The sequence below is a fragment of the Streptomyces nodosus genome, from assembly GCF_008704995.1.
In the GTDB taxonomy this organism is placed as follows: domain Bacteria; phylum Actinomycetota; class Actinomycetes; order Streptomycetales; family Streptomycetaceae; genus Streptomyces; species Streptomyces nodosus.
Map to the genome: position 1 here is coordinate 7748904 of NZ_CP023747.1, position 23684 is coordinate 7772587.

General features: G+C 69.2%; 25 protein-coding genes and 2 pseudogenes. 3 read left to right on the forward strand and 24 right to left on the reverse strand.

Features of this window, described 5'->3' with window-relative positions:
• Positions 1-35: 35 nt before the first annotated feature.
• The 16 genes from CP978_RS34555 to CP978_RS34630 all read right to left on the reverse strand — a co-directional run bounded on the left by CP978_RS34555 (position 36) and on the right by CP978_RS34630 (position 14683).
• Positions 36-1322: a dTDP-4-dehydrorhamnose 3,5-epimerase family protein gene (locus CP978_RS34555; protein ID WP_043447697.1), complete on the reverse strand. Its 1287-nt coding sequence runs from the start codon at positions 1320-1322 to the stop codon at positions 36-38.
• An 80-nt stretch (positions 1323-1402) separates the two neighbouring features.
• Positions 1403-1771 carry a hypothetical protein gene (locus CP978_RS34560; RefSeq protein WP_144401533.1) on the reverse strand — a complete coding sequence of 123 codons (369 nt, stop codon included), beginning with the start codon at positions 1769-1771 and terminating at the stop codon, positions 1403-1405.
• 158 nt (positions 1772-1929) lie between these two features.
• Entirely contained in the window at positions 1930-2835 is a 906-nt protein-coding gene (locus tag CP978_RS34565) for a LysR family transcriptional regulator (RefSeq protein ID WP_043447703.1), read from the reverse strand.
• Between the two features lie 36 nt (positions 2836-2871).
• Complete coding sequence (locus CP978_RS34570; RefSeq protein WP_052454487.1) at positions 2872-4404, reverse strand: pyridoxal phosphate-dependent decarboxylase family protein; 1533 nt, start codon at positions 4402-4404, stop codon at positions 2872-2874.
• The gene (locus CP978_RS34575) at positions 4401-5357 is read right to left on the reverse strand and encodes an EamA family transporter (protein ID WP_052454488.1); all 957 of its coding nucleotides are present in this window, start codon (positions 5355-5357) and stop codon (positions 4401-4403) included. The genes CP978_RS34570 and CP978_RS34575 overlap by 4 nt, the downstream gene beginning before the upstream one ends.
• A 79-nt stretch (positions 5358-5436) precedes the next feature.
• Positions 5437-6399, reverse strand: a complete 963-nt coding sequence (locus CP978_RS34580; protein ID WP_043447705.1) for a quinone oxidoreductase family protein — start codon at positions 6397-6399, stop codon at positions 5437-5439.
• Entirely contained in the window at positions 6399-7883 is a 1485-nt protein-coding gene (locus CP978_RS34585) for a methylaspartate mutase (RefSeq protein ID WP_052454489.1), read from the reverse strand. Before CP978_RS34585 ends, CP978_RS34580 begins: the two co-directional genes overlap by 1 nt.
• Entirely contained in the window at positions 7880-8341 is a 462-nt protein-coding gene (locus tag CP978_RS34590) for a cobalamin-dependent protein (RefSeq protein WP_043447708.1), read from the reverse strand. Before CP978_RS34590 ends, CP978_RS34585 begins: the two co-directional genes overlap by 4 nt.
• 51 nt (positions 8342-8392) lie before the next feature.
• Complete coding sequence (locus CP978_RS34595) at positions 8393-9622, reverse strand: fatty acid desaturase (protein ID WP_207312856.1); 1230 nt, start codon at positions 9620-9622, stop codon at positions 8393-8395.
• An 8-nt stretch (positions 9623-9630) separates the two neighbouring features.
• Positions 9631-9888, reverse strand: a complete 258-nt coding sequence (locus CP978_RS34600; RefSeq protein ID WP_043447711.1) for a hypothetical protein — start codon at positions 9886-9888, stop codon at positions 9631-9633.
• Positions 9889-9940: 52 nt separating this feature from the next.
• The gene (locus tag CP978_RS34605) at positions 9941-10213 is read right to left on the reverse strand and encodes a 2Fe-2S iron-sulfur cluster-binding protein (RefSeq protein WP_227745594.1); all 273 of its coding nucleotides are present in this window, start codon (positions 10211-10213) and stop codon (positions 9941-9943) included.
• A gap of 98 nt (positions 10214-10311) precedes the next feature.
• Positions 10312-11358, reverse strand: coding sequence for an NAD(P)/FAD-dependent oxidoreductase (locus CP978_RS34610; protein WP_079162462.1), 1047 nt, complete (start codon positions 11356-11358; stop codon positions 10312-10314).
• Positions 11359-11510: 152 nt separating this feature from the next.
• Positions 11511-12092, reverse strand: a complete 582-nt coding sequence (locus CP978_RS34615; protein WP_052454490.1) for a TetR/AcrR family transcriptional regulator — start codon at positions 12090-12092, stop codon at positions 11511-11513.
• A gap of 234 nt (positions 12093-12326) precedes the next feature.
• The gene (locus tag CP978_RS34620; RefSeq protein ID WP_079162463.1) at positions 12327-13097 is read right to left on the reverse strand and encodes an SDR family NAD(P)-dependent oxidoreductase; all 771 of its coding nucleotides are present in this window, start codon (positions 13095-13097) and stop codon (positions 12327-12329) included.
• A gap of 108 nt (positions 13098-13205) precedes the next feature.
• Positions 13206-13904, reverse strand: a complete 699-nt coding sequence (locus CP978_RS34625) for a type I phosphoribosyltransferase (RefSeq protein ID WP_043447719.1) — start codon at positions 13902-13904, stop codon at positions 13206-13208.
• A gap of 53 nt (positions 13905-13957) precedes the next feature.
• Positions 13958-14683, reverse strand: coding sequence for a ScbR family autoregulator-binding transcription factor (locus tag CP978_RS34630; RefSeq protein ID WP_079162609.1), 726 nt, complete (start codon positions 14681-14683; stop codon positions 13958-13960).
• A gap of 262 nt (positions 14684-14945) precedes the next feature.
• On the opposite strand from CP978_RS34630, the gene CP978_RS34635 reads away from it, so the two are divergent.
• Positions 14946-15938 (forward strand): ScbA/BarX family gamma-butyrolactone biosynthesis protein, encoded by a 993-nt coding sequence (locus CP978_RS34635; RefSeq protein WP_043447722.1) that lies wholly within the window; start codon positions 14946-14948, stop codon positions 15936-15938.
• 212 nt (positions 15939-16150) lie between these two features.
• Here the strand turns inward: CP978_RS34635 and CP978_RS34640 are convergent, their stop codons facing one another.
• Positions 16151-16423 (reverse strand): YrhB domain-containing protein, encoded by a 273-nt coding sequence (locus CP978_RS34640; RefSeq protein WP_043447725.1) that lies wholly within the window; start codon positions 16421-16423, stop codon positions 16151-16153.
• 58 nt (positions 16424-16481) lie between these two features.
• On the opposite strand from CP978_RS34640, the gene CP978_RS34645 reads away from it, so the two are divergent.
• The gene (locus CP978_RS34645) at positions 16482-17228 is read left to right on the forward strand and encodes an IS5/IS1182 family transposase (RefSeq protein WP_043447729.1); all 747 of its coding nucleotides are present in this window, start codon (positions 16482-16484) and stop codon (positions 17226-17228) included.
• A 380-nt stretch (positions 17229-17608) separates the two neighbouring features.
• Here CP978_RS34645 and CP978_RS34650 read toward each other — a convergent pair.
• A pseudogene (locus CP978_RS34650) lies at positions 17609-17731 on the reverse strand (IS5/IS1182 family transposase); the annotation flags it as partial.
• Positions 17732-17999: 268 nt separating this feature from the next.
• Here CP978_RS34650 and CP978_RS34655 point away from each other — a divergent pair.
• Complete coding sequence (locus CP978_RS34655; RefSeq protein WP_043447733.1) at positions 18000-18197, forward strand: hypothetical protein; 198 nt, start codon at positions 18000-18002, stop codon at positions 18195-18197.
• Here CP978_RS34655 and CP978_RS34660 read toward each other — a convergent pair.
• The 6 genes and pseudogenes from CP978_RS34660 to CP978_RS34685 form a co-directional block, all read right to left on the reverse strand.
• Positions 18194-18820 (reverse strand): transposase, encoded by a 627-nt coding sequence (locus CP978_RS34660; protein ID WP_063839153.1) that lies wholly within the window; start codon positions 18818-18820, stop codon positions 18194-18196. The two genes, CP978_RS34655 and CP978_RS34660, sit on opposite strands and share 4 nt — an antisense overlap.
• An 80-nt stretch (positions 18821-18900) precedes the next feature.
• Positions 18901-19476, reverse strand: coding sequence for a transposase (locus CP978_RS34665; RefSeq protein ID WP_158508380.1), 576 nt, complete (start codon positions 19474-19476; stop codon positions 18901-18903).
• Between the two features lie 174 nt (positions 19477-19650).
• A protein-coding gene (locus tag CP978_RS34670; protein ID WP_150478365.1) for an IS3 family transposase occupies positions 19651-20894 on the reverse strand; the annotation gives its coding sequence in 2 pieces (ribosomal slippage) (positions 19651-20612 and positions 20612-20894; 1245 coding nt in all).
• A gap of 12 nt (positions 20895-20906) precedes the next feature.
• Positions 20907-21587, reverse strand: a complete 681-nt coding sequence (locus tag CP978_RS35995) for a hypothetical protein (protein ID WP_043447741.1) — start codon at positions 21585-21587, stop codon at positions 20907-20909.
• 517 nt (positions 21588-22104) lie between these two features.
• Positions 22105-22584: a hypothetical protein gene (locus CP978_RS34680; protein ID WP_052454492.1), complete on the reverse strand. Its 480-nt coding sequence runs from the start codon at positions 22582-22584 to the stop codon at positions 22105-22107.
• 105 nt (positions 22585-22689) lie between these two features.
• Positions 22690-23684, reverse strand: a pseudogene (locus CP978_RS34685) (hypothetical protein); the annotation flags it as partial.

Sequence of the window (23684 nt, forward strand, 5' to 3'; positions counted from 1 at the left end):
GCGGAGGGGCGGGAGTGTTGCCGCCCTCTACGGGGTCAGGAGGCTGCCGGGACCTTCTTCCTGAGTGCGATCCGTATCTGCTGGCCGTTCTCGCCGGTGATCATCATCACGGAGGGGGTGGAGTGCGTGGGCGGTATCGCGCGGAGCTTCTTCTGGTCGGCGACCCGCTCCTCGTAGTACTCCCGGCTCGCGGGCACCGCGTTGGCCCGCAGGGAGGGCATCGGGCGCTGGTCGACGGGCCAGTCGATGACGTCGTTGCCCGGCAGGTACTCGCCGCCGTCCTCGGGGAGCAGTGTGCGGGGCCGGTTGATCGTGTAGACGTTCTCCAGGTGTTCGAAGGCGTGGCCCACACCGGGCGGGATGAGCAGGTAGCGCTCCGGGTCCGGGAAGAGGGTGAACGAGACGTCGGCTCCGTAGGTGGGCGAGTCGACGCGGGTGTCGATCAGGTGGAGGGTGACCTCCTGGTCACGGGGGCCGACGAAGGTCAGCCGGTCTTCCTGGCCGAGGTGGATGCCGTACGCGTCGTGCGTGTAGCGGTCCTCACCGTGGTCGATGAAGTACAGCGGGTGGCGGTCGAGGAGGGCGGAGAATCCGGACTCGGCGCCGCTGCGGATCACTGGGTGCCGCACCCAGCCGACGCCGAACACGCCGTCGAAGGATTCCCAGTTCTTTCTGCCGTCCTTCGGGAGGGGCCGGCGCAGCTCGACCCGGCGGACGGTGCCGTCGGCGAGGCGGACGTCGCGGGTGACCGGGTATTCGTAGGCGACCTTCGGGATCATCGCCCGCTGTTGCGCCGCGACCATGTCGTACCAGAGTTCGTCGGCGAGGTGGGTGTTGGGCTTGTACAGCGGGAGGTCCTCGTCGGGCACGTCGAGCGGCAGGTTGATGATGTCGGCGTCGGGCTGCCAGTCGAGGGAGCCGTGGACCCATTCCTTCGGGTCCGGAAGGAACAGTTCGTAGGAGTTGATCGAGTTCACGAACTCCAGGCCGTCGAAGGTGTGTGCTACGCCGGGCGGGATGTACAGAGCTCGGGCGGAGGTCGGGGACCAGGTGTGCCTCTCGCGGACGCCCGCGGTGGGGGAGCCCTCGCGGCAGTCGATGAAGTGGCCGGTGATGGTGCGGGTGCTGGGGCCCATGAAGGTCAGCCAATCGGCCTGGCCGAGGTGAATTCCGTAGTGTCCGTAGCTGAATTCTGTTTCGCCGTGGAAAACGAGGGTCGCGGGCCGCAGGGTGGGAAAGGGGACGACGTAGGAATCGTTCCCGTTCTCGATCCGCCAGTTCTCGCGCCAGCCCAGCCCCTCGATGGCGAACGACTCGTTCATAACAGTCCTTCCTTTCCTGGATGTGCGACCTGGGAGGCGGGGGCGGGCGGCCGTGTGCCCGCCCCCTGCCCGTCCTTCGCTCAGCCGAGGATCTCGACCTCGTAGCCGGCGGCCTCGGCGGCGGCGCGCAGCTCGTCGATGGACGTGGTCGGCAGTTCCTCGAAGATCTCCGCGACGGCGGCCTGCTTGATGCCGGCCAGCGAGGCGGAGAGTCGGGTGGCCTGGTCGGCACCCTCGAACTTGTTGAAGGCGAGGGTGGTGAGCAGGCTCTGCAGCGCCTCGTCACCGGAGGCGGAGGCCTCGCGGAGCTTCGCCAGCGTCGCGTCGTCGACCTTGCTGAAGTCGGCGTCGAACTCGGTGCCGTTCGCGTAGAGGGCGGCGAGCATCTGCTGGGCGGAGGCGGTGGTGGCGTTCATGGCGGGCTCCTTCTTCACGACGATCGATTTCACGGGATCCGTTTTTCTTTTTCTTTCGGCCCCCGTGCTGATGTATTGATTTCACCAGTCCCGAGGTGCCCGGTCAATGAATTCTCGATCGGCTTCGTGAATCGCAGGGTTCGGATATTCCGATGGGTCGCGTTTCCGGGCCGGGGGGGGCGGCCGGGAATTCAGGCGGCTATTCGTTCGGCTTCTTCGGTCAGGAATTCACTGACCTTGTCCACGAAGACTCGCATTTCCCTGGTCAGTCGTGTGCCGCGGCGCCACAGGAGCTGGGTGCTGACCTCGAAGGGCGGCCGCCAGGCGAGCGGGGCGAGGACGCCGGTGTCGATGTCGTCCGCCACGGCCACGGCGGGCAGCAGGGCGATCCCGAGCCCGGCTGCCGCCCAGCGCTTCGCGGACTCCACGGTGCCGGACTCCAGCAGCGGCACGGGCTCCCGGCCGCCCCACAGCTCCCGTTCCAGCAGTCTGCGGCAGCCGGGCCCCGCCTCAGGCACCAGGAGGGGCGCCTCCCGCAACTGGTCGGTGGTCACCAGCCGGCGTGCGGCCAGCAGGTGGTCCGGGCGGACGACGGCGGCCAGGGGCTCGGTGCGCAGCACGACGCTCTCCATGCCGGCGTGCCGGGTCTTCACATCCATCACCAGCCCGAGATCGAGGGCGCCCCGGCCGAGTGCCTGGACGGTCTCCTCGCCGGAACCTGGCCGCAGCACCACTTGCAGTCCCGGGTGGCGGTGATGGAAGAACTCCAGCATCGGCGGCATGTGGTAGGTCGCGATGCTCTCCATGGTTCCGACGAGGACCCGGCCGGCCGGCTCGCTGCCGCCCCTGGTCGCACTGCGGGCCTCGTCGGCCAGGGAGAGCAACTGCTCGGCGTACGGCAGGAACCGTTCCCCGGCCTGGGTGAGCCGAACGCTGCGGCCCGAGAGCCGCTCGAACAACTCGGCGCCGAGTGCGTTCTCCAGGCTCCTGATCTGGCCGGTGACGCTGGACTGGGCGTAGTTGAGCTCCGCTGCCGCCCGGCTGAAACTGAGCAGGGTGGCAGCCTTCTGAAAGGTCGTGAGCTGGCGGATGTCCACGTGGTCCTCCGGGGTTGAAGTCGCGCCGCCTGCCGGTCAGTCGCCGTATGTGCTTCCGTCGCCGCCCTCGCCGGGGCCGGCCTCGGCCAGTTCCCGGGCGACGGCGGCGATGTCCGCCAGCAGTTCGTCGATCTCCGCCTCGGTCGTCGTCGGGTTGAGGAGGACGAGCTTGAGGTGGACCCGGGGCTCGCCGTCGGGGCCGGCCGCCTTGGTGCGGGCCACGAGCGCGTGTCCCCGCGCCATGAGCGTGCGCCGGACCGCGGCGTTCCAGGCGCTCTCGTCGGCCACGCCCCGCGCGGGCGGCCGGCAGCGGAAGATCACCGTGCTGAGCAGCGGCTCGGCGAGCAGGTCCAGGTCCGTGCCAGCCGTGATGCGGGCCGCCGCGTAGCGGGCCAGGCCGTGGCACCGGTCCACCCAGGCGCCCATGCCCTCCCGGCCCAGTGTCAGCAGGGACGCGGCGATCTTGAAGGCGTCCGAGCGTCGCGTGGTCTGCATCGAGGTGCCCAGCAGTGCGGTGAATCCGGCCGCCTCGTCGTCCGCCGGGTTGAGGTACACGGCCTGCTGGTCCAGGCACCGCAGGTGCTGTTCGTCGCGGACCAGGAGCACACTGGACGAGGCCGGTGTCCAGCCGAACTTGTGCAGGTCGAAGGCGATGGAGTCGGCGTGGTCCAGCCCGGCGAGGAGGGGTGCGAGCGAGGGGGAGAACAGTGCCCCGATGCCGTACGCCGCGTCGACGTGCAGCCACGTGTTCCGCTCGGCGGCCAGGTCGGCCAGCTCGGGCAACGGGTCGAAGGAGCCGCGGTCCGTCGTGCCGGCCGTCGCGACCAGGGCCAGCGGGAGTTCGTCGGGGGCGAACCGGTCGAGGACACGGCGGGCTTCGGCCGCGCGCATCCGGCCGAGGTCGTCCACCGGCACGGATACCACGGTGTCCCGGCCGAGTCCGAGGAAGCCGGCCGCGCGGGCCACGGAGAAGTGGGCGGCCGTCGAGCACAGGATCCTCGGCGCGGCCCGCAGGCCCGTCAGGCCCGAGCGGGACACCTCGCCGCTCTCTTGCAGGGCGTGTTCCCTGGCGACCAGCAGGCCCATCAGGTTGGAGATGCTGCCTCCCGGAGTGAAGGTGCCCGACGCCCCGGCGCCGAAGCCGGCCCATGACGCCATCTCCGCGATCAGCCGCCGCTCCAGCTGCAGGGCGAAGGGGCCGCTCTCCCAGGAGTGCAGGGACTGGTTGAGGGCGGCGGCGAGCAGCTCGGCAGCGACGGAGGCGGCCGTGGGCGCGCACTGCATGCGGGACACGGCGGCCGGGTGCGTGAGGTCGGCCGCTCCGGCGGCGTATGCCTCGAACAGCTCGGTCACCCGGCGGGGGCTGGGGCTCTCGGCGAGGAACGCTCCCCCGTCGAGGAACCGGTCCATCGCGGCGGCCGCCGCCCGGGGGCCGCCGGCCGCGACCGGCCCGCCCCGCTTCAGCAAGGCGTCGTGGAGCGTGCCGAGCGCGGAGTCCACCAGCGTCCTCAGCTGTTCGAGGCCTTCCGGCCGGCCGGCCAGCGCCGCGTTCCTGCCCGTGTCGATCATTGGCGGAGTCCTTGCTCTCGTGAGTCCGGTGTGTCTCGTGAAGTGGTGTCCCGCTCGGCGGGGGCGCCGCGCGTGCCGCGGATGACGCCGATCGACGCGGCGACGACGGCCGTGAGGCCCAGCGTCTGCAGCGGCGAGATGGTCTCGTGCAGGACGAGCAGGGCGGCCAGGGCGCCGATCGCCGGTTCCAGGCTGAGCAGGACCCCGAAGATGAGCGCGGAAACCCGGCGCAGCGTCTCCATCTCGCAGGTGTACGGCACCAGCGACGACAGCATCGCGACGCCGAAGCCGAAGGCGAGGACCGCCGGATCGGTCAGCGCGGAGCCGCCTTCGGACAGTCCGGCCGGCAGGGCGCACAGTGTGCCGAAGGCCATCGCGAGTGCGAGTCCGCTCCCGCCGGGCAGCAGTGCGCCGACCCTGGCCGACAGGGGCACGTACGCGCCCCAGAACACCGCGCAGGCCAGGGCGATGAGCAGCCCGGTGAGTCCGGCGGCGCCGCCCTGCCAGCCGAGGAGGGCGATGCCGCACCCGGCGAGCACCGCCCACAGCCGGTCGCGGGCCCGGCGTGAGGACAGGGCCGCGACGGTGAGCGGGCCTGCCATCCCGACGGTCAGCGCGACGCCGACGGGCATCTGGGCCATGGCCAGGTAGAAGCACAGGTTCATGCCGGCGATGGCGATGCCGAGGACGGCGACCGCCCCCGCCGTGCGCCGGTCCAGGCGCGGTGACGGCCGCCAGAGCAGCAGCAGCACCACTGCGGCGAAGCCGAGCCGTAGCACGGTCATCGCGGCGGGTCCCACGGTGGTGAACAACTGCTTGGCGAAGGCGGCCCCGAGCTGAGTGCTGACCATCCCGGCCAGCATCAGCACCGGCGCCGGGACCGCCCCGATGCCCCGGCGGGCGGTGCCGGTGGACGGGGCCGCGGTCACCTCGGCGCCTGCGTCGACGCTCATGACGTCGTCCTTCCTCCGCTTCGGGAGCGGCTGTGGGTACGGCTCGGGGCAGGGCTGGTGGCGGGGTGCGGTCGGTGGGTCACGGCGTGAGGAGGACCTTGCCGGTGGTGGCCCGGCTTTCCAGCAGGGTGTGGGCCCGCGCCGCCTCGGCCAGCGGCAGCCGTTCGCCGATGTCGGGACGGATCACGCCGTCGGCGACGTGCGCGAAGAGCTCGGCGGCCGCCGCCCTGAGCGAGGCCGCGTCCGGGACGTGGTCGGCGAGGGTGGGCCGGGTCAGGTAGAGGGAGCCTGCGGTGCGCAGCAGTTCGACGTCGACCGGCGTGATTGGGCCGCTGGACAGTCCGCACACGGCGAGGGTGCCCCGGCGGCGCAGTGCCCTGATGCTTTCCTCGAACGTGGCCGCGCCCACCGAGTCGTAGACCGCGTGCGCACCTTCACCGCCGGTGAGTTCGCGTACTCCGGCCGAGAAGTCCTTGTAGGGCAGGGCGTGGTGGGCGCCCGCGGCCAGGGCGGCTTCTCGTTTCTCCTTGGTGGAGGCGACGGCGACGACCCGCGCGCCGAGATGTGCGGCCAGCCGCACCAGGAGCTGTCCCAGTCCCCCGGCGGCGGCCAGCACCACCACGGTTTCGCCGGCTCTGACGGGGTGGGTGGTACCGCTGAGGTACAGCGCGGCGAGCCCCTGGAGGAGGGCCGCTGCCGCGTCGGGCAGCGTGACGCTTTCGGGAACGGGTACCAGCTTGGCCTCCGGGACGGCGGTGTATTCGGCGTAGGCGCCGAGCTGGGTGGCGTACGCGACCCGGTCGCCCGGGGCGAAGTCCGTGACGCCGTGGCCCACGGCGGTGACTACTCCGGCGGCTTCCTGGCCAGGGACGAACGGGTAGGCCGTCGGGTAGGTGCCGTCGCGGAAGTAGACGTCGATGAAGTTGAGGCCGACGGCTTCGTTGCGGACCACGACGTGGCCGGGGGATGCCTTGGGGCGGGGCAGGTCGGTGACGGTGAGGGCGTCGGGTCCGCCGGGGCGGGTCACTTGCAGGGCACGCATCAGTTCCTCGATTCGCCGGGTGCGGTGGGGGTGGCGGCCGTCGTGTTGAGGGACCTGTCGGGTCCGGGGGCGCTGGCGTGCGGTTCGGACTCGCAAAAGAGCCCGCGGAAGTAGTTGATATCGCCGGTGAGGCCCGCCATCAGGGTGTCGATTCCCGGTTCGCCGGGGCCGTCGACGGCGTGGAGCAGTTCTTCGTTGCGTTGCAGCCGGGCCGGGGCGAACGGCAGGGCGCCGACGGTTTGGTAGCGGATGGCGCCGGTGGCGTCGCGCCGCGGGATGATGTCGGAGCGGGCAAAGCGGCTGGCGCTGAACGGTATGTCCAGCCGTCCCTCGGCGAACGCCTCGACGACCGCCTCGATCAGGTCGGGGTGCTGCAGCAGCGGTTCGACGAGATCGGCGACCTCGTCGAGGATCCACCCCTGCTCCTCGGTGACCTGGCGGTCGTCGACGGTGACGAAGTCCAGCAGCGGCGAGTTGGCCCGGTCGGCCAGCCGCAGACCGGCCACGTTGGCTGCGGTGTCGGGGATGCCGTACGCCTCCTGGTACGTCTTGGTGATCAGTTTGGAGGCCCCGCCGAGCCGGGCCGCCAGTGCCCCGTAGAGGATGAGGTCCTCGGCGTTGTCGCGTTTGCGGGGGAAGACGCCCATGAACTCGTGCAGTACCGCGTGGACCTGGATGCCGGCCGGGAGGTAGCGCTCGGCGAGGACGGGGATGCTGCGCAGGGCCGCGACGTCCTGGACGAGGTGGCCGCCCTGCGGGTAGGCCACGGATACGCAGCGGACACCGGCCCGGGTGGCGAGGACCGCCTCCAGCACGCTGACGGCGAGGCTGATCGACGGCGGCACGAGCACCGCGGTCAGGGTGCCGAACAGCTCCCGGTCGACGATCACCCCGTGCCCGGCGAGTTCGCCGCAGGCGCGGTCCACGTCCTGCCAGGCGGTCAGGGATTCGGCGAGCGGTACGGCTTTGGAGTAGGGCAGGTTGTACGAGATGCCGCCGCCCTCGAACGAGGTGATGCCGGAGGCGACGGAGACGTCGAAGAGGAGGCGGGCGTCGGGGGATCCGTGCCGGATCTCCAGCGGCGCGTCGACCAGTTCGTTCAGTTCACGGCCGCGCTGCCAGCCGTGGGCGACCAGCGGGTAGCCGTTGAGGTCGGCCGGCCGCAGGTGCAGGGTGCGGCGGGCCTCGCCGAACCGTTTGAGGCGGGTGTGGGAGTCGATGGTCAGCGTCAGGATGTCGGGGCGGGCTTCTTCCTCCAGGGTCGTCAGGAGCCGCTTCATCTGCTCGTGGCCGCCGACGCCGCAGCGCGGCTGCAGGGCGACCCGACCCCGGTCCTTGCAGTCCTGGAGGATCTCGGCGGCGGTGGGCTTGCCGAGCGAGGCGATGTACGCGGCGGACTGGGACGGCGTGGGCAGCGAGGTCGCGCAGGCCGGTGGGACGGTGTTGGAGCGAGCGCCGGCGGGCGGGACGGAGGTGACGCTCATGACGCCGCCAGATCGGTGAGCCGGGTACCGCGGCCGTCGGGCCGTAACCGGTCGAGGAGGCGGGGCAGTTCGGCGGCGTCGGTCAGGATGTGGTCCACTCCGGCGGCGTACAGGCGGTCGTGGGCCGAGGCGTCCTTGTGGCTGCCGACGGAGAGGTTGCCGCCGACGACGACGGGGCAAGTGATCCGGCCCGACCGCTTGGCCTGGTCGAGGCCGCGCAGGTCCTCGTGGACATGGCCGTTGAGGCTGCCGATGACTACGGCCTCGGCGTGCGGGTACCGCTCGCAGGCGTCGGCGAACTCCTCGACGGCCGTGCAGGTGCCGAGGTTGACGACGTGGTAGCCGAGGCCGCGCAGGGAGTGGGCGATGAGGTGGTTGGCGACCGCATGGCTGTCGCTGGCCGCCACGCCGAGGACGACCGTACGGGGTGCGGAGTGCTGGTCCGGCAAAGTACGCATCGGGCTTCCTGGTTCGGTGTCGTTGGTGGGGTGGTGTGGGTGGCTGTGCGGTCAGTCGTCGAAAGCGGCGAAGAGCTCGCGCTTGCTCACGGACCTCAGCCGGTCGACGTCGAATTCCTCGGGGTCGGCGGCGGCCAGTGAGTCGAAGACGTGGCTGATCGCGGGCACCAGGCCCCAGACCTCGTGGTACGGCGGCTGCCCCGGCGCGAGGCGTTCGGCGTCCTCCTGGCGGGCGAAGACGTAGTTCGGCCAGTTGGCGGCGCGCGGGTGACGGTGGTGGAAGTCGTGGACCACGGTGTCGCCGGTCAGTACGAGGTAGCGGGACGGGGCGTGCACGAACAGCAGCCGCAGGGTCCAGCGCGTCCATGCCAGGGCGCGGCGTGCGGCAGGCATCTGCGGTGCGGGGGCCGGGTCGCCGAGGAAGATGGCGTTGGTCAGCGAGGCGAAGTACGCCCGGCTGCGGCGGTCCTCGAGGCTGGGCTCGGGGAAGGTGTGCTTGACGCACAGCCGCAGGGTGTTGCTGACCTGGAACAGCGGGACGAGCGGCACGAACCAGACGACGAGGAGGGCCGGCCAGGTGCCGGTCGCCGCCGTGACCAGGGCGAGCGTGCCGTAGAGGGTGACGGCCGCCACTTTCTCGGTGCGCGCCGACTCGTTCCAGAAGGAGCGCGCACGGGAGACGGCGAAGGCGAAGTGGAAGCGCGGGGAGGCCAGTTTTCCGAGGAGGCGGCGCCACATGCGGCGGCGGGTCATGCCCGGGTGCAGATCCAGGCTGACCAGGAAGGCCTGGACCGTGGGGTCCTTCAGCGTCATGTGGTCGAGCGCGTGGTGGTCGCTGACGTGTTCGCGGCTGTAGCGCTGGAAGTTCTGAATGATCAGGAGGCTGGACACGGCGTGGCCCATGGCCCGGTCGGGACTGCGGCGGCGGTACATGTTCCGGTGCGAGCACTGGTGGTAGATCATCATCCGCAGGTTGCGCATCCCGTGCAGTGTCACCGCCCAGCCGGCGGCGAGCAGCAGCAGGAACGGCCCGCCGAGGGCGTAGGCCAGCGTGCTGATGAGGACACCGGCGGCCATCGACGTCGTGGCGGTCACCAGGTGGAAGGTGGGTGTCCAGCCCGGGGACCGCTGGCCGGGCAGTGCCTTGCCCGTGAGGATCGTCAGCGGGAACTGGAGGAATCCCGGGAGCACGGTCATGGACTCGCGCGGATCACGGGTTGCCGGAGCGGGCAGGATGCCGGTGGCCGGAGCGGGGGTGCCTTGCTGGTCGAGCAGTGCCATCGGGGCTCCTAGAGGGAGGAGAGAGCGGGTAAGGGCGCACTGTTCAGCCGGACGCCGACGGAGCAGGCGACGGGCGCGGACCGCTCGGGGGCCGACATGAGGGCACGGGCGTCCTGCCGTGTGAGGACGATCTCGATGTGGTCGGCCTTCTCGGGCCGGAGGCCGCTCTCGCGGATCGCGATCCGGAACGAGACGTTGCCGTCGGCGTCCACGGAGGACGTGACCGTGCCGTCCACGACGCCGGGGATCATGGTGTGCTGGTGCATGGGATTCCTCCACGGAGGTGGTGGGGCGAGGCGGTGTCGTGCCGGCCCGCGCTCACTGCTGCGCGACGCGGACGGTTGCGGCGCCCAGGAGGCGGCACTGGCAGGCGAGCCGGTGGTTCCCGTCGGCCCGGCCGAGGTCCTCAAGGAAGTCCGTCTCGTCGGGGTCGGCCTCCCCGAGCGCCGCGGAGCCGTCGAGGACTTCGATGACGCAGGCGCCGCAGGCCCCTGAGCGGCAGCCGAACGGGATCAGTTGTTCCGGCCTCTCGTACTCGATGTCCGTGAGGCAGGAGCCGTCGGGCAGCAGGATCTCCACCCTGTCGGGCATGAGGGTGAGCTTGTTGAGCGGCATTGCTGTACGGCCCCCTTGAGGCGGGTCGGGCATCCCGGCACGCGGGATGCGGTGCGGTGACCGAGGCGCCGGTGCTACGCGGCCGACGCCGACGGGACGGCTGCGCGGTCGCGTGCACCGGGGAACGCGTCGGAGGAGTGCTCGGGCGCGAGCCGTACGCCGGGGCGCAGGGTCACGGCCGCGTGGTTCACGGCGGTGCCGGCCTCGCCGAAGCCGACGGTGATCAGCGGGACGCGGCCCGGGTAGGCGCACACGTCGCCGGCCGCGTGGACGCCGGGCAGGTTGGTGCTCATGGATCGGTCGACCCGGATCCTGCGGTGCTCCAGGTCGATTCCCCACTCGGCGATGGGACCGAGGCCGGAGGTGAAGCCGAGGGCGGCGACCAGCGCCTGCGCGGGCAGGGTGAACGCCTCGTCGCCTCGCCGGATCTCGACCCGTTCGAGCCGCTGGGTGCCGTGGCAGGCGACGACCTCGGCGTCGGTGACGACCCGGACGGCGGAGGCGTACAGCTGCCGCACGCTGTACTCGTGGGCGCGGAAGGTGCCCCGCCGGTGGACGAGGGTCGTGCTGCGGGCCAGCGGGGCCAGGGCCAGGGCCCAGTCCACGGCGCTGTCGCCGCCGCCGACCACGACCACGTCCCGTCCTGCGTGCGCCTGCGGGCGCGGGACGTGGTAGGCGACGCCCCTGCCCTCGTACGGCACCGAGCAGGGCAGCCTGCGGGGCACGAACCTGCCGAGCCCGGCGGCGATCACCACGGCTTCGGCGTCCACTCGGCCGCCGTCGTCGGTGCTCAGCGTCCAGCCTCCGGTCCGGCGGGCGAGGCCAACCACCGTCCGGCCGAGCAGGTAGCGCGTACCGAACGGGGCGGCCTGTTCCAGCAGGTTGTCGATCAACTGCCGTCCCTTGACGGCGGGGTGGCCGGCCACGTCGTACAGCAGCTTCTCCGGGTAGAGGGCGGCCACTTGGCCGCCGGGCTCGTCGAGGGCGTCGACGACCACCGCTGACAGGCCGCGGAACCCGGCGTAGTAGGCGGCGTACAGGCCGGCGGGTCCCGCGCCCACGACTGCGACGTCCGCCGCCGCCTCGGCGGGCCGGCCGACGGTGCTCACGACTGCTGGCATCTCACGCTCCCCCTGCCTCGATTGACGCGCACCTGCCGATACGCGGTGTGAGGGGCGGTACGCGCCCCCACACCGAGAAACCATACAGAATGCTCGCTATGTTTTTCTACGCCGGGTCGTTTCTTGCCGAAACAGAACGATCGAGAGCCGGGTCAGCCGCCCTGAGCCGCCATGCCGTCGAGGACCAGCCGCCAGATCCCCTCCACCTGGTCGGCCACCCTCCCGACGTCCGCGCCGGCCACCGGCGCTCCGGCGCCGCGGATCTGCACTTCGGCGCCCGTCAGCAGGTACCTGACGAGGGTGGTCACCGCCTCGGGGCGGACCGCGAGCCGTGGCCGGCCGTCCTCGCGGGCGCGTTCCAGCAGGTCCTGCACGGTGGGCAGCCAGACCTGGGTCCACCGGTCCGGCTCCTGCGGCCGTTCCCTGGCGAGCCGCGCGGCCGAGCGCGCGACGACGCTCTCCTCCAGCAGCCCGGCGAGCCCGACAGTGAGCTCGGCCACCGCGCGCAGCGTGGGCTCGCGCGACTCCAGGACCCGGTCCACGAGCGTGTGGGCGATCACCCGGCCCTCCTCCTGGATCGCGTCGGCCAGGGCGGCCTTGGAGGGGAAGTGAAAGGTCAGCGCCCCCATCGAGACGGATGCCGACGCGCAGATCCGGGACAGCCGGGCCCCTTCGTAGCCGACCCGGTCGATCTCCAGGGCGGCGGCCCGAACGAGCCTCCTGCGTGTGCGCACCGCCCTCTCCTGAACAACCATCTCCTCGTTCCTCCCTCGGGGCCGGGCCCGGCCGGACCGTGCGGGCCGGCCGGTGGCGTCCCCGCTTTTCCACTGAAAGAAAAGCGATCGTTCGCTATTCTTTCACGGGGAGGGGGCGCGGCCATCCCTGAGACAGGGGCTCTTCGGGATCCGAGGGCTCCTGTCCCGGCCGTGCGCCTGTCCCGTCCGGGACAGGCGCACGGCGCCGCACGGCTACACCGCGGTCGAACCGCCGTCGACGGCCATCGCCGTGCCGGTGACGAACGAGGAACGGTCGCTGCACAGCCAGGCCGCGGCCTGTGCCACCTCGGCCGGCGCGGAGATCCGCCGCTGCACCGAGTCGGCCATGAAGACTTCCTCGAGCTCCGGGTACGCCTGCAGCACGCCCTCCATCATCTCGGTGCGGGTACTGCCCACGACCAGCGCATTGCAGCGGATGCCCCGCTGCCCGTAGTCCAGCGCGGCCGCCCTGGTCAGTCCGATCACCGCGTGTTTGGCGGCGACATAGGCGGCCGAGGCGCCGGTGGCCTTCGTCCCGGCCACACTGGACGTGTTCACCACGGAGCCCCCCGAACCCGCGAGCATCGCCGGTATCTGGTGGCGCAGACAGTTCCACACGCCGCGCAGATTGACGTCGACGGTGCGCTCGTACGTCGCGTCGTCGATCTCGTGCAGCGGCGCCCCCGCGGTGGCGTAACCGGCGTTGTTGAACGCCGCGTTCAGGGTGCCGAAGGCGTCGACGGCGACCGCCACCGCCCGTTCGGCGTCGTCCGGGTCCGTCACGTCACCGGCCGCCGCGACGGCCCGCCCCCCACCTGCGCGGATTTCCGCGACGAGGTCGTCCAGCCTGTCCTTGCGCCGGGCCACGACCACCACCGCGGCCCCCTCCTCGGCGAACAGCCGGGCGGCCGCCGCCCCGATGCCGCTGGACGCCCCGGTGATCATGGCCACCTTGCCGTCCAGCAGCCGCCTCGCACCATTCATGCCCACTGTGCCCCCTTGCCGTCGTGAAGTCGGTTGCGCGCGGGCGGGGTCCGCACCCCGCGCGGGCGCGGACCCCGCCGTGTGCCTCGTAGAACGCGGCGTGGGCCGTCAGGCGGCCCACGCCGTGCCGGCCGCCGCCTCGCTGTCGAGCGTCCGCAGCAGGTCCTCGTCGATCGCGTGCAGCGAGTCCACCAGGTGACGCACCCCGGCCTCGCGCATCAACTGCCGCTGGAAGCTGTGCTCGAAGCGGCTCGGGTGGCCGACGAACGGCATGCCGAGCAGCCGCGCCTCCTCGGCGACCCGGGCGACGTCGTCGACGACCAGAACCTCGTCGTGCTCGACACCGAAGTACTCGGTGGCGATCTCGCGCAGGCCCGGCCGGAAGGAGTCGGTGCAGATATAGCCGGGCGCGTCGAACAGCGCCGCGTGCTCGCCGAGGAAGGCGTCGAAGTGGTCCCTGCCCAGACCGCCGTAACAGACGGTGCGCAACCCCAGGCCGCGCAGCAACCCCACGAGGGCGACAGCGCCCTCGTTCACCCGCACCGGACAGGTCCTCAGATACCGCGCCCGTTCCTCGAAGTACGCCTCCAGCGCTTCCTCGCCGCTCATCGCCAGCCCCCCGGCCTCGGCGAGCAGCCGCCCCGCGACCGCGCGGGGCTGGGAGAAGATCGTGCGCTCCAGCTCGGCGGTGTACACGCAGCCGCGGCTCACCAGGAAGTGGTGGATGACCGGACTGAAGGTGTCGTTCAGCATGACACCGTCGATGTTCACCGCGCCCAGGCGCAGATGCGCCAGACCCTGACTCATGTGATCCCCCTCGGTGAGACCGCGGGCCCGGCCGCGGCACTGGAAGCGCGGCCTCAGCCGGCCGCGTCGGCTCTCTCCCCGCCCACAAACTCCTCGGCGCCCTTCCGGACCTGCCCGTCTGCGGCCGTGGCCGCGGTGCTCGCCACCCGGAGCACGTCCCGGATCCGGTCCGGGTTCACCTCGGTACGGGCGACAACGGCCGGGACGGCGACCCCCGGCAGCAGCAACCGCCACATCCGAACCGCGCGCTCGGACAGGTCCGCCCGCGCCTCGCTGGCGACGGCCGAGTACATCTGCATGCCGGTACACGCCTCGACCACGAACTCGGCCAGCTCGGCGGGCTCGACGCCGGCCTGCAACTCGCCCCTCTCACGGGCCGATTCGAGGCACTCGGTCATGATCTGGCTCCACTCCTGGTACGGAGCGGCGTCCTTCACGCCGAACGAGCCCTGCTCACCGGTGAGACGCACACCCGCCCGCAGCAGCGGATCCACCCGGAGCTGGTACGCCCAGACCATGGTGATGTCGACGAGCCGCTGCAGCCCCTCGGACTCCAGCCACGGGACGATCGACCGGGGCTGCGCGTTCATGACCGCGCGCGCCAGGTCCTCCTTCGAGTCGAAGTGGAAGTAGAGGGCCCCGGCGGTCAGTCCGGCCCTCTTGAGGATGCGGCTGATGCTGGCGCCGGCGAAACCCACCTCGTCGAAGACGTCCGCAGCCGCACGGAGCAGCGACTCACGAGTCTGGACAGCACGCTCTTGCTTTGGCTGCTGAGCCATCGGAAACCCCCAAAGAAACAGAACGCTCCCTATGTTACCCGCCTGATCGTCACCAGGCCAGCCACCCCGGAACACCCCCTCCCACTTGCCCGCGATAAACGGACACATCATATTTTCCCCACCCCGCTTTACCTATTCCTGACTATTCCTTTACCGTACAAAAACCTAAAACAAAACGAGCACTCTTTATTTTCTTCCGAGGAGCGAACGCCTGCACGTAGTCACAACGGTGCACAGCCCACACTTCCTTGGGGGATTCCACATGTCGATTACCGCCTCGAACCCGGCGACACCCACCTCGCCCGCCACCGCGGTACCTCGCGAGTACGTGCACAAATCGGTGCAGTCCGAAGTCCTGCTGACCGGCTGGAGCCCCGCCGGACCGGACCGCCACCGCGTCACCGCCCGGTGGCCGCTCACCCACCCCTTCTACGGGCCGGTAGGAGGCTTCCACGACCCGATGCTCGTGGCGGAGTCGGTCCGCCAGTGCGTGCCGCTGCTGAGCCACGCCGCCTACGACGTCCCCTTCGGCCACCGGCAGGTATGGAGCCGCTTCCGGTACAAGATCGACCCGGCCGCACTGGCGGTCTCAAACACCCCGGCCGAGGTGGAGATGCGGATCACCTGCCCGGAGGTGATCCGCCGCGCCGGCCGGCTGGTCTCCGTCGACATGCGGATCGACCTGTCCCTCGACGACCGCCCGCTGGGCACCGCATCCACCCGCTTCGCCAACCTGTCACCAGCCCTCTACCCACGACTGCGCGGCCCCTACGCCGACATCGCCGAGGCCTACCGGCGCGCCCTCCCCCTCGCACCACCGACCGCGCCGGCCCCGGTCGCCCGGACCGAATTCACGGACGTCGTACTGTCCCCGACCAACTCCCCCGCACTCCACCAACTACGCGTCGACCTCACCCACCCGGCACTCTTCGACCACCCCGTCGACCACGCCCCAGGCATGCTCCTGCTCGAAGCAGCCCGACAGGCCACCCACGCCCACACCCACCCGCAGCCACTGATCACCACCGCCATACAGGCAGAATTCACCCACTACGTAGAACTCGACGCACCCTGCTGGATCCACACCGAACCATCCAGCAAGGAGACCGGCCACCACAACGCCAGCCGGCCCGGCAACGGCCGCAGACCCGTGGACAACCGCCCCGGTGCGACACCCCTACGCATCACCGCGGTGCAGAACGACACCTGCGCATTCACAGCAACCGTGACCCCGACAGCGCTCCCCGAAACCTGACCCCCCGACCAGAGCCACGACGACAGGGGCAGAGCCACGACGGCAGCGGCGGGGCGCGGGCGTCAGGGGCGGGACCACAAGGCCGGAGCCTGACCCCCGGGCCGGAACCACGACGGGTGTGAGTAGTCGAGGCACAGAAAGTGCCGCTGAAATTGATCTCGGTCGGCTAAGGGCTGTCCCGTAACTGTGGTTGCGGGGCAGCCACGGCCTCGTCAACTGCTCAGGTTCTTCCACAGATGCCGCTCGTCCAGGGTTCCGAACCGCACGTCTCCGCGTTCAAGGTCGACGAGGATGGGCCAGCAGTCCAACAGCTGCTGTCTCACATCGCGCGAGGCCAGATACTGCACGGAGTTGTAGGGCACGATCAGGAACCCGTTGCTCTCACGGACCTGCTCTGCATCGATGGCCAGTGGCGGCTCGTCATCACGCTGGCTCTGCGCGAGAAACGCCACCGCAAGCTGCAGGGCTTCGTCCTGCTCCATCATCCATCTCCAGTCCGTCGGCTCGACGGCGGCACCCTAACCGTCCTGGGATGATCTCCGCGTGGCTGGTGTGATCACGGCGTCGGAGCCGTCCTGGATAGCTCCATTCACCGGACTGAGCCCCCGAGCCTTGCGGAAGCTGGTGACGGTCTTGCGCCGCCAGGGCGCGGACGCTGTCCGCATGGGCCGGCCGTGGAGCCTCCCCCTGGAGGACCGGGCACTGCTGGTCGCGGCGTACTGGCGCACGAACCTCACGATGCGCCAGCTCGCCCCGCTGTTCGGGGTGTCCAAGTCGGCAGCGGACCGCATCATCGACCGCCTTGGGCCGATGCTCGCGCTCCAGCCCCGCAAGCGGTTCGCCAAGGGCACCGTGCTCATCGTGGACGGCACCTTGGTCCCGACCCGGGATCACGCCGTCGCTGAGCGGTCAAAGAACTACCGGTACTCCACCAACCACCAGGTCGTCATCGACGCCGACACCCGCCTGGTCGTCGTGGTCGGCCGGCCGCTCGCCGGTAACCGCAACGACTGCAAGGCATGGGAGGAGTCCGGCGCCAAGGCCGCCGTCGGCAAGACCATCACGATCGCCGACGGTGGCTACCCGGGCACCGGACTCGTCATTCCGCACCGCCGCGAGCGCGGCCAGACCGAACTTGCGGACTGGAAAGAGGAGCACAACAAGTCCCACAAGCAGGTCCGGGCCCGCGTCGAGCACGTCTTCGCACGGATGAAGACGTGGAAGATCCTCCGCGACTGCCGCCTCAAAGGCGAGGGCGTCCATCATGCTGTCGCGACCAGACAGAGATGATGTGATCTTGGTATTCGGAGGGCTCTCTGACCTGCGACGCTTCAACTGTATTCGGAAAGCATCTGCGAGCTTCTGACCTGCAGATTCTCCGTTTGGCAGGCCTCTGACCTTACTCACCGCAACTTCCCCTGGACTGGCATCAAGTGCTCTAGGACGCGTATAGAGCAGTGACTGGGGGAGCGCAGATGCCCGTTCTGCGACCTCTCGTCGATCTCTGGAAGCTGATCAGAGGTCGGACGGGCTCGAGAACGCCGTCGTTCAGCGCGAGGGACTTCCAGTGCTGCTGGGGTGGGCACGGGGAGGGGGCGCGGGTGATGATCTGCCCGTTGGCTGCGGCATGGCGGCCGCTCGAGTGGGAGATTTTGTTCAGTGAGGTCTTTTCAACCTGCGGGTGAGCTGGCGTGATGCAGGGTGAGGACAGCTTGGACCAGGCCCGTGATGCGGGTGGTCGAGCAGCGGAGTTTGCGGAGGAGTCGCCAGTTCTTGAGTGTCGGCGACGGCTGAAAAGGGTTCAGGCACGGATTCCGTGAAGGTGAACAAGGGTCGGCTACGGTCTGTGGTCGGCCGGAGTCTTGCTCGGAGGCTGTGCTGGGTGGATCTCCGTACGCGAGAATGCTCGGCATGACGACTTGAAGAGCACCGGCTGGGCGGCAACATTGGCGAAAGGTCGGGAGCTGGGACACGATTCCCGACGGCGATCGACGCGTCTGCGCCGCCTGCGGAACACCCGTCTGCTCGTACCAGTATCTCTTCCATCCACCCGAGTCCTCGATGTTCGAGCGGTGCATCGGACTCGCCTGGTGCTCCACTTGCCGCATCTACTCCGGCAACATGGTGTACGTCCCGCGGAAGCGAGTCCTGGTCGACCTCCTCGCGTCTCTTCCTGCCGAGCAGCGAGAACGGCTGCTGCGTTCGGCGACGCGACTGATCGACTTCCTGGACCGCCAGGCCCGAGGCGCCAAAGGCTAGGGTCGACGGCTGGCCGCGATCAGGAGGAGCCGCTTGCGCAGTAGCGGAAGTTTCGCTCTGCCGAACATGCTGCGCTTGAGGGCTTTCAGGTCGTTGACGCGGCCTTCGACGGGGCCGGAGGACCATTCGGTGCTCATGCCGAAGACGACGGCGTCGAGGTCGGTGATCAGCCCGGCGGCGAAGGAGGCCAGGCCGCACTGCTGGTCGGCGCAGACATCGGCGATCCATCCGCGCAGCCGTTCTCCTTCACGGTTGGTCATGAGGGTTGCGAACGTCCGGACGTGGGCGGTGGTGGCTGTGAGCTCGGGCGAGCGGGCCAGCAGTGTCTTGAGCCGCAGCCGGTCGTCGTCACGTAGGTGGTCGGGGTGGCTCATGATCCAGCGGGTGGCTTCGCGGGGCGAGGGCGGCCGGGCCATCGGCGGACGGCTGGCTGCGGGTCGGCGTCCGGGACGCAGCGGATGGACATAGTCGCGCAGGGTGCTGTAGGCGCAGCGGGCCCTACGTTCTTGCAGCTCACGGTGGAGGATCGACAGGTTCGTGCAGCCCTCGGCGATCCGTTGCTCCAGGTAAGGTCGGTATCGGTCGAGTTTACTGGTCCGGTCTTGCCACTGGCCGTGCAGCATCGCCTCCGGGCTGGCGGCGCGAGCGTACTTCCGCACCGTGTTGCGGCCCAGCCCGAGCCGGCGGGCGACTTCGCGCAGGCTCAGGCCCTGCTCGACCTGCGCCCGAACCGCGGCGTGGGTGTCGCGGAGCCGGTCGAGGAACTTCCCCGCCGGGTAGGGCCCGGACGACTCCTGGCCGACGGCAGTCGGCACAGGCCCCGGTCCGGCTTCGGGTTCGGGCGAAGGCTCCGGCTCGACGAGGCCGCGGAGGAGAACGCGGTGGTGGGAGACCAGGCGTTCGCGGCGTCGCCGAGGTTGTGCCACACATGCCATTTGTCTGCGCAGTGATGGGCCTGCGGGGCGTCAGCACGGGCACCTTCGGCGAAGAACGCCGCGCGGTCGCGGCAGACGATTTCGACGCCGGGGTGCTCGCGCAGCCACGCGGCCAAAGTCCCGGCCTTGTGGTCGGGCAGCAGGTCCAGGGGCTGGTGGGTCTCGCAGTCGATCAGGATCGTCCCGTACCGGCGGCCCTTCCTCGTCGCGAACTCGTCCACTCCCAGCACCCGCGGGACCGCCCAGGCCGGCTCCGACAGCGCCATCACCACGCGCAACACAGTCATCCGGCTGACCACGATGCCCAGCACCAGCCCCAGCCGGACCACGGCGCGAGCGGCCAAAACGACACCAAGAGCACCTATGGTCCGCTGCAGGACGGGCGTTCGCCGACCGTAACGGCTGGTCAGCCCCTCGACCTGCTCAGCGAAAGTTACCCTGGTGCAGTCGCTGTTGTCGCAGAACAGCCGGCGCACCGACAACTCGATGAGTGAACCGCTCCGGGATCGGTGGAGGCTCTATGCGTTGACTCCAGCCGCCGGTTGGGGCTGCTGTTGAGCGTAGTGGTTGGTCTCGTGTTCGTGGGGCGGGATGTCGCCGATGGCGGTATGGACGCGCTGGTTGTTGAACCAGTCGACCCATTCCGCGGTGCCGAGTTCGACGTCGGCCAGGCCGTGCCAGGGCCTGCGGGGGTTGATCAGCTCTGTTTTGTAGAGGCCGATCTGGGACTCCATGAGGGCGTTGTCCAGGGCGTCGCCGACGGTGCCGATCGAGGCGTCGATGCCGGCCTCGAGCAGGTGGGCGGTGAACGCGAAAGACGTGTATTGACTGCCCGCGTCCGAGTGGTGAACGAGCCCGGGACCTGCGGGGATGCCGTCCCGGTCGCGGCGCCATAGAGCCATGTCGAGGGCGTCGAGGACGAGCTTGGCCCGCTTGCTGGTGGCGGCCGACCAGCCGACGGTCGCCCGGGAGAACACGTCCACGACGAAGGCGACGTAGACGATGCCGGACCAGGTGGCGACATAGGTGAAGTCGGCGACCCACCGCTCGTTCGGACGGGATGCGGTGAAATCGCGTCTGAGCAGGTCAGAGGGCCGATCATGGCCGTCGTCGCGGATGGTGGTGCGGATCTTCTTCCCGCGTCGGGCGCCCTCGAGCCCGAGGTCACGCATCAGCCGGGCGACCGTGCAGCGGGCCACGGGTATGCCCTCGCGGTGCAGCTGACGCCAGACCTTCCGCAGTCCGTAGACACCGAAGTTGTCGGCGTGGACGCGGCTGATCTGTGTCTTCAGCTCTGCGTCGTGGATCGACCGGGCACTGGGGGTGCGGTTCTTGGCGGCGTAGTAGGTGCTCGTCGCGATCTTCAGTCCGTGGCTGGTCAGGACTTTGCAGATCGGCTCGACTCCGAACACCTGCCGATGGGTGTCGATGAACGCTACGAGCGCTTCGACGGCCGGTCGAGCTCGGCCGCGAAGAAAGCCGAGGCCGCCTTGAGGATCTCGTTGGCCCGGCGCAACTCGGCGTTCTCGGCTTTCAGCCGCTTGATCTCCGCGGCCTCCTCCGAAGTCACCCCGGGACGCCGGCCGGCGTCGACCTCGGCCTTGCGGACCCACGTCCGCACCGTCTCGGCGGAACCGATGCCCAGCTTCGCGGCGACCGCCTTCATCGCGGCCCACTCGGTCGGGTAGTTGGGGCGGATCTCCGCGACCATGCGCACCGCACGCTCACGAAGCTCGGCAGGGTAAGGGGACGGACGGGCCATGACTCGATCCTCTCAGGGAATCGAGCCTCCATCAGACCTGGAGCGGTTCACAACGGCTGCGACATCCGAACGCATACCGGATGCCCACATGGGCTGTAGTGACTGCACTTCGCACGCGCTCTCGATGACCACATGCTCCGGCAGGCGGAATCCAGCCCTGTCCCAGGCCTTATGGGCGGCAAACAGCAGGAGCTGCCAACTTCCCGCACAGACCTCGTCGAAGGCTGCATCAGAATCTCGTACCCGGCTACGCGCTCTGGTCGCCTCCACAGCCTGCTGACCCGCTGCGGCACGACAGTGGGCAGTCCAAGTCTGCGCGTCGCCAACGATCGACTGAGCCTGCTGCTCTGCGTCCCGCACGAGGACGCCAGCTGCGCGGTGGGCCTCCTCAAGGATTTTTTTGGCCGCAGACTGCACCTCCTCTGTTTCGCAGAGGAGCTTGGCGATCGTGCGGCGTGACTCCTCAAGACTCCACTGGTGATCTGCCGATTCATGCTGGAGCCGAGCCCGCGCCTTGCTCAGGAGTTCGTCGGCCTCACGGCTGGCCTGCTCGGGCAGCAGAACCAACGCCGCCTCCTGATAGTTAGGAGAGGCCTGACGCAGCCACTCCCGCAGAGGGGAATCGGCGGCCAGCTGCCAGCCCTCACGCAGCGAGTCGATCTCGTCCTGGTGGGCAGCGAAGACCGACCGCACGACGCGGTCGTCACCGAACGCCTGGTAGGGGAAGCCGATACCGATCTGGGCCTCGGCCCCGTAGGTCCGGGCGCGCAGGCGTCGACAAGGCCGCGGGCCTCACTGCGCGGAAGCACGAAATGGTGTCCCGCGGCCATGCAGGAGGCAAGAGCGTTCACCGCACGGTGCACGGGCCGCTCGAGAGGGTCCAGCCCCAGCCGGGAACAGATGGTCTCCGCCCGATGATCGACATAAGCGTCGAACACCGCACTGCGGTCACGCGGATGGTCGCCTGAGCCAACCGCATCCTGGTCCCGGCTCCTGCTCAGGCCCTCCGCGTACAGTTTAACGAACAGCGAGTTGGTGAAGACCGAGGCAAGCAGGGGCGTGTTGGGAAGGGCGGCCGGATTCCCCCGGAGGTAGCTCTCGAGACCTTCCATCTCCCGGCCCGCGAAGCCGGAATGCACCGACGCCGGCCCGCCGAAGCCCTGGTTGCCCGACACGCTCTGCTTGGAATGGGCTCACGATGATGGTGGCATCAGATGTGTGTGAGTTTGTGCAATTCACGCAGTGCGGGGTTCTTTACGATCTGTGGATATTGGCCCGTCAGCCATTTGATCCCGTTCGCGACAAACTTACGAACCGTCGAAACGAACTCTTCGAAAGGGCAATCTGACGTCACCGCGGGCGAGCGCGATGACGTGAAGGCCACTCGACCCTCATCGAGCCCGATTCGAATGACGTGAGTGTTCTCGGTAAAATCGATCTCTGAGAATCCGACCGAGTTCAACTCTTGGACCGAGTACGCCAGGCTGAACATGATGTCGATCAATGGGGTCCGCGTCGCGGACAAGAGTACATGCCCGCCCACGATGAAATTAATCGGATATTCAAAGTATCCGTAGCGCAGGTTGGTCGCGCTCTGCGTGGCGAGGTCAATCCTGCCGGCCCTCCATGCATCCTTGGCAGCCTCAGGAATGTCGCTGTCGACATCTGGGGCAAAGCTGATCTCTAGCAATTTTTCTCCTAGTTTCCGCATTCGATGTGCGGGGCATTCATGCAGGGAGGGCTGGATAAGGAGGGCGACCCCCCTCCCTATCCAGCCCTCCTCTACGTACTCCCTCTAGATCGGGTGGGCCGTGCGAAGGGATCCGTCAGGCCCCAGGATAACCCTGATTCCCGTTGAGACTCCCCCGCCATCGTTCTTGGAGAGCCGTCCGATTACATTACCTGGGCCGAAGTTGTACTCGTAGACGACGCCATCACGCCCCTTGGTGTTAGGCATCGCCTTGCCTTTTCCGACGGCTTCCTGGATCCGCTTTTTGAGCTTTTCCCCCTTGACGAACTTACCCTCGAAGACTCCCTTTCCATCGGGGTCTTTTGCGTATCCCTTTCCGCTCGTGCGGTGATTATCGAGCACGTGTCCCCACCCGTCGTAATCGGGGGTGGACCACTTCACGATGGGGCGTGTCTTGGCTGCCCTTGAGACATCCGCGATCCGTTCCAGGTCCTTGAGCTGACCCGGCACCTTGAGGAAGTCGCCGACGAGCGGAATGAAGCCTATGGCACCCAGGGTTGAGCCGACCATGTCGCCGTCGTCGACCGAGCGCTTGAAGTCGTACCCGTCGCAGGCCGCTCCGACGACAGGGATCCAGCCGCAGCCGATGAGTAGGAGTTCCTTGATGATCTCAGGGTTGCCCTGGTCACCAATCAGGCCCGGGCAGGCCGGGTATCCGGACCCGGTGCAGCTGTTGCCAGTGTTGGCGCTGTTGTCGGTCATGGCCGGGGCCCTGGGACCGGTGGTGGTGCACTGGTTCATCCCCATCGCGTAGTGGCACTGCGTCGTGCCTGTGCTCGTGGTGGTCGCGGTGCCTGTCTTTCCACCACCACCGCCACTGCCGCTGAGGACACCGCTGGAGATTATGGCGCCCACGGTGCTGAGCACGGCACCGATCACGCCGCCGACCAGACCGAGAAGGGCACCGAGACCGCCGCCCTTCTTGAGCCCTGTCGGGTCGCTGAAGGTGACGGGACTGTTGTCGGCATAGGCGTAGCCGTTGAGCGACTGGTGCTGATCCATCGAGAGCAGCGGGTCGACACTGAGCCTTTGCCAACTTG

What these genes read in the sequence shown, in the direction of transcription:
- CP978_RS34635 (WP_043447722.1), top strand. Translation starts at nt 14,946, where the DNA reads ATGTCGATTACCGCCTCGAACCCGGCGACACCCACCTCGCCCGCCACC.
- CP978_RS34600 (WP_043447711.1), bottom strand. Translation starts at nt 9,888, where the DNA reads ATGCACCAGCACACCATGATCCCCGGCGTCGTGGACGGCACGGTCACG.
- CP978_RS34580 (WP_043447705.1), bottom strand. Translation starts at nt 6,399, where the DNA reads ATGCGTGCCCTGCAAGTGACCCGCCCCGGCGGACCCGACGCCCTCACC.
- CP978_RS34590 (WP_043447708.1), bottom strand. Translation starts at nt 8,341, where the DNA reads ATGCGTACTTTGCCGGACCAGCACTCCGCACCCCGTACGGTCGTCCTC.
- CP978_RS34610 (WP_079162462.1), bottom strand. Translation starts at nt 11,358, where the DNA reads ATGCCAGCAGTCGTGAGCACCGTCGGCCGGCCCGCCGAGGCGGCGGCG.
- CP978_RS34605 (WP_227745594.1), bottom strand. Translation starts at nt 10,213, where the DNA reads ATGCCCGACAGGGTGGAGATCCTGCTGCCCGACGGCTCCTGCCTCACG.
- CP978_RS34660 (WP_063839153.1), bottom strand. Translation starts at nt 18,820, where the DNA reads ATGCTGCACGGCCAGTGGCAAGACCGGACCAGTAAACTCGACCGATAC.
- CP978_RS34620 (WP_079162463.1), bottom strand. Translation starts at nt 13,097, where the DNA reads ATGAATGGTGCGAGGCGGCTGCTGGACGGCAAGGTGGCCATGATCACC.
- CP978_RS34585 (WP_052454489.1), bottom strand. Translation starts at nt 7,883, where the DNA reads ATGAGCGTCACCTCCGTCCCGCCCGCCGGCGCTCGCTCCAACACCGTC.
- CP978_RS34655 (WP_043447733.1), top strand. Translation starts at nt 18,000, where the DNA reads ATGTTCGAGCGGTGCATCGGACTCGCCTGGTGCTCCACTTGCCGCATC.
- CP978_RS34575 (WP_052454488.1), bottom strand. Translation starts at nt 5,357, where the DNA reads ATGAGCGTCGACGCAGGCGCCGAGGTGACCGCGGCCCCGTCCACCGGC.
- CP978_RS34640 (WP_043447725.1), bottom strand. Translation starts at nt 16,423, where the DNA reads ATGATGGAGCAGGACGAAGCCCTGCAGCTTGCGGTGGCGTTTCTCGCG.
- CP978_RS34625 (WP_043447719.1), bottom strand. Translation starts at nt 13,904, where the DNA reads ATGAGTCAGGGTCTGGCGCATCTGCGCCTGGGCGCGGTGAACATCGAC.
- CP978_RS34570 (WP_052454487.1), bottom strand. Translation starts at nt 4,404, where the DNA reads ATGATCGACACGGGCAGGAACGCGGCGCTGGCCGGCCGGCCGGAAGGC.
- CP978_RS34555 (WP_043447697.1), bottom strand. Translation starts at nt 1,322, where the DNA reads ATGAACGAGTCGTTCGCCATCGAGGGGCTGGGCTGGCGCGAGAACTGG.
- CP978_RS34630 (WP_079162609.1), bottom strand. Translation starts at nt 14,683, where the DNA reads ATGGCTCAGCAGCCAAAGCAAGAGCGTGCTGTCCAGACTCGTGAGTCG.
- CP978_RS34595 (WP_207312856.1), bottom strand. Translation starts at nt 9,622, where the DNA reads ATGGCACTGCTCGACCAGCAAGGCACCCCCGCTCCGGCCACCGGCATC.